General features: G+C 29.9%; 3 protein-coding genes. All 3 read right to left on the reverse strand.

Translation table 11 applies throughout. The annotated features are described in order from the left end of the window. Nucleotides 1-62 precede the first annotated feature (62 nt). Complete coding sequence (gene mobV / locus CD036_RS00010) at nucleotides 63-1,304, reverse strand: MobV family relaxase (RefSeq protein WP_000122374.1); 1,242 nt, start codon at nucleotides 1,302-1,304, stop codon at nucleotides 63-65. 186 nt (nucleotides 1,305-1,490) lie between these two features. Then, nucleotides 1,491-2,870, reverse strand: coding sequence for a tetracycline efflux MFS transporter Tet(K) (tet(K), locus tag CD036_RS00015; protein WP_000492283.1), 1,380 nt, complete (start codon nucleotides 2,868-2,870; stop codon nucleotides 1,491-1,493). A 161-nt stretch (nucleotides 2,871-3,031) separates the two neighbouring features. After that, the gene (locus CD036_RS00020) at nucleotides 3,032-3,976 is read right to left on the reverse strand and encodes a replication initiation factor domain-containing protein (RefSeq protein ID WP_000277654.1); all 945 of its coding nucleotides are present in this window, start codon (nucleotides 3,974-3,976) and stop codon (nucleotides 3,032-3,034) included. Nucleotides 3,977-4,388 lie beyond the last annotated feature (412 nt).

Here is a 4,388-nt window from a genome sequence, read left to right on the forward strand (position 1 = left end):
AACAAGTTAGCTAACACATAGCCCATTCCAACCAATAAGTTTTCTCGGCATAAATGCATGTTCTATAAGTGCATACCTCTATCTCGTTTTTGATTCTTTTGTTGTTCTTGTTGCTGTTCCTGTTCTGAATATAATTCTGGATTCATTTTTTTATCTAAGTTTCCTGCTAAACCATTTAGTTTTGGTTCATCTTCTGTTAACTTATTAACTCTTTCCGCAAAGGTATTTCTTCCTAAAACTCGTTCTAACTCTTTTAGTAAGATTTTTAAAAGCTTTAACGCTATTTCTATATTCTCTTTAAGTGGCTTTGCATTTTCGTAAAGTTGGTTAAAATTATCGTCTGCGTTTTCAATACGCTCAACTGCTTTATTTAATAAATCATCTTTCTCTCGTATTTCCTTATCTTTATCATCTAAGGCTCTACCAGACTTTATATACTCGTAATCTTCCGAAATATCTTGAGCAGCTTTTATCTGTTTCTGAAATTCATTGAAATCTTTTTGGCTTATTACAACATTTCCAGTTTCTTGTATTTCTTTGCTAAATAAACCACCTACTTTTTCAGTTTCTTGCTCATACGGAACATTTATAGGCTTTTTAAGCGTATTTAACGATTTTTGGTACTCTTGCATTAATTTATCGTTCTTTTGCTTTATATGGTCTGTTTTTTGGCTCTCACGTTCATATTCTTGCTTATGATATTCTGTTTTTTGTTTATACTGACTTATTTGCTCATGTTTAGCATTTGTTACTTGTCTTGATTGCCCACGTTCTAAATCATATCCTCGTTGTTTAACATGCTCATTAAATCTATCTTGAAACGCTGTTAAAGCTTTTTTATTACCTACAACTTCTTTAGCACTTAAACGACCATCATCAGTTATTGGAACAACGCCATAATGCATATGTGGTGTTTTTTCGTCCATGTGAACTGTTGCATATAATAAATTATCTTTACCGTATTCTTGTTCTAAAAACTCTTTAGCATATTCAAAAAACTGCTTTGTATCTTCTGGCGTTTGATTATCAAAGAAATCATTGTCTGATGTAATTAAACCATCAATGTGTTTAATCGCGTCTGTTCTAATTTTTCTTTTGCCTGTATAATTCTGTTCGATTTTTTCATCAATCAAGTTATTAAAATTCTGTTTATTAGCATTTACCAAATCATAATTTAAGTAAGTTTTACTATGGTCTATATCTTCATTTTCATAATTATTATTTTCTCTTTGAACATGTTTTTGTATGCCCGTTGTATTTGTTCCAGATTTAACTTTTGAAACTCTAACAATGGAATAAGACATATAAAAATCACTCCTAAGCACAAAGGTTTCATGTGTATTTAATAGTTTAAGTCTAACATACTAGACTTATTTTACAATAAGTCGTTAATACGTGTGCTCTGCGAGGCTTAAACCTGTTTTTGCTAACGCAAAAAATGAGTGGCAAAATGCTAGCCACTCATAGTTCTAAACCAAAATATAATATAACTATTCAAACTGCTTTTCAGAACGTTTAAATACAATAATCGTCAAAAGACAACATAAAATAATAAGGATAGCCATGGCTACAAGAATATTACTATACACTCCAGAAGAATAATTTATAAATTCCAGAACTAGTTTACGATTAATCAATTGTAGTGACAATAAACCTCCTACAATTGCTATACCTGTTCCCTCTGATAAAAAACTTGTGAAATTTAGCAAACTCATTCCAGAAGCAACTTCTTCTTCAGAAAGACTACTTGATACTATTTTTGATATAACTGTTTTAGTAAAAGATAATCCGCCCATAACAAATATAAACATAAAAGTAGTCAACCACATACTAAACTCAACAAAAAATGCAATAGTTAAAAAACTTATAGAGATAGACAATGATCCTAAAATAAAAACAAATAATGATCCTTTTCTATCCACTAAAAAACCACCAAAATAACCAAAAACAATAACACTCATGGTTCCAGGAAAAATAACACTATTACCTATTGTCGCTACATTTACATGATAAATAGTTTTCATCATATAAGGCACCATTGATATAAAACCAGCTACTATAGAAAATATTAGCCCACCAGAAAACAAACCAAGCATAAACGGAATGTTTTTCCCTAGTTTAGGATTAATAAAAGGGTTAGAAACTCTTGAAATATGTTTAATAAAAATCACAAAAAAGATTGTGAAGAGTATTAAAAAAGTCCAATTATAATTTGTCGTAAATAACATAAAACATATAATACTTATAGACATTAAAACAATACCTACGATATCTAATGTATTTTTTGTTGATTTACCAGGTACCATTACTTTAATAAGAAAAGGTATAGTTACTATTGTAATCATAGGAAGTATAAGTAGGTAAGACCAATGAATATAATGTGCTATTATTCCCCCTATTGAAGGACCTAACCCTTCACCTAAAGCTACAATTGATCCTATAAAACCAAAGGCTTTGCCTTGTTTTTTTCTTGTAATATTTCTAGCTACAACCACCATAATCAGTGAAGGGAATGCAGCAGATCCTACTCCTTGTACTAACCTACCAAAAATCAAAATAAAAAAGTGATTGTGACCAATAAAAGCAATCAATGAACCAAGACAGCTCAAACTAATACCAATAATTAACAATTTTTTTATATTTATATAATCAGATAATTTTCCATATACTGCTGTTCCTATCGAAAAAGTTAACATATATGCAGTGTTTACCCAGTTTGTAATTCCAGGAGTAGTATTAAAATGATTTGCAATATCAGGTAAAGAAACATTTAAAACCATTTCATTTAATACACTAAAAAATGAAAGAATACAAAGCCAAAATAAAACGCTATAAAACAAACCTTTAAATTTTTTATATAAACTAAACAATTTTACCTCTTTACTTGAGGTGACTAAAGTTTATAGGGGTAAATTATTCTTTCACCTCATATAAATTCCCCAAATTTTTAAATAGACACTTCATAAAAAAATCCTCCTAAATTAGAATAGTTTAAATATATCATTTTTGTTCAGTAATATTAATATGTACACTATTTCCAAAATTTAAATTCATGTTGCCAAAAATCGATTTGTTTTTGCAATTGTTTTTCGTTCGCTTTTAAAGTCGATTTCATTAAGTCCGTTAAATCGACTGGCGAAATTTCTTTTATCAAATTCTTATATTTTGTTCTAGAATTTCTGTGAAGCTTTCCCCATTCTTCTTCATCACTCAATAACATAAAAACTATTGCTCTATCCGCAGTGCGTTGGATAGTTTTCCAATCTGGTTGCAAGATATGTAAATCACTAAAGCAATCATTCCAGTAATCCACCATATCTCTTTTAAGTTCGATTTCTACACGCCATAAATGTTCAGACATAACTTCAGCATCTGCATTATCTTTACGTTCTTGCTTTTTATTATAAATTCTAATAAATCTATTACTATCTCTCACGCCAAAATATTTTGTTTCTGGCTTACCATTACGACCATAAAAAATAGTTTTCTTAACTGCTTTATCAGACATTGCATAGTAGTCACTCAAATCATCTTCAAAATCAAAGGCTAAATCTAATCTTGTAAAACCGTCATCTTCCATGTAGCTTATTATATTTTGTTTTAACCAAATCATTTCATCTCGTGTAAGTTTGTTTGGATTAAATTCAATACGCATATTACGTCTATCCCAACTATCTGCTTTCACTTTGTCATATTCAATATAAACTTTTTCTTGAAGTGCTTTAGCTTTAAACTTTGTTTGAAGAATATCCCAAAGTCTTATTTGGGGCTCTACACTCATAAATTTAGAAAGGGCTTGAGCGTTGTCTCGGTTGAGATTTCCAACGATCGTCATTGCATCAAAACTTAATTTTGGATCAGATATGCACACAGTATGTGCGTCCAACCGGCTATTAGAGTAGCCGGTTTTAGAAAAATTGTCTAAATCGTGATTTTCCAAATGATTTGAATGATTTGCATGATTGTTTTTATACATAAAAAATCGACTCCTTAATCTCAATTTCGTTTAAGGAATCGCTCACCCAAATATATATCTTGATGTATATTTAAATATCGTTTAATATCTAAATATACAAGATTATAAAAACAACTCAGTGTTTTTTTCTTTGAATGATGTCGTTCACAAACTTTGGTCAGGGCGTGAGCGACTCCTTTTTATTTTGTTATTAATATAACACTATCAAAAGACTTGGTCTAATCAGATCAAGTCTTTTTTTATTTAAGCATTTGTATTATCTGGTAAACAGTTAAAACTACTAAAACACCAAGTACATACTTACTTGTTATAAAATTCTCAAAGGCTTCTCTGAATTTCATTTCTTCAACTCCTTTTATTGCTTTATTCCAATTTCCTTATTGGTCGGAACCTACAGGGCTTTATGTGTTGT

The sequence above is a fragment of the Staphylococcus arlettae genome, from assembly GCF_002902345.1.
GTDB lineage: Bacteria > Bacillota > Bacilli > Staphylococcales > Staphylococcaceae > Staphylococcus > Staphylococcus arlettae.

What these genes read in the sequence shown, in the direction of transcription:
- mobV (WP_000122374.1), bottom strand. Translation starts at nt 1,304, where the DNA reads ATGTCTTATTCCATTGTTAGAGTTTCAAAAGTTAAATCTGGAACAAAT.
- CD036_RS00020 (WP_000277654.1), bottom strand. Translation starts at nt 3,976, where the DNA reads ATGTATAAAAACAATCATGCAAATCATTCAAATCATTTGGAAAATCAC.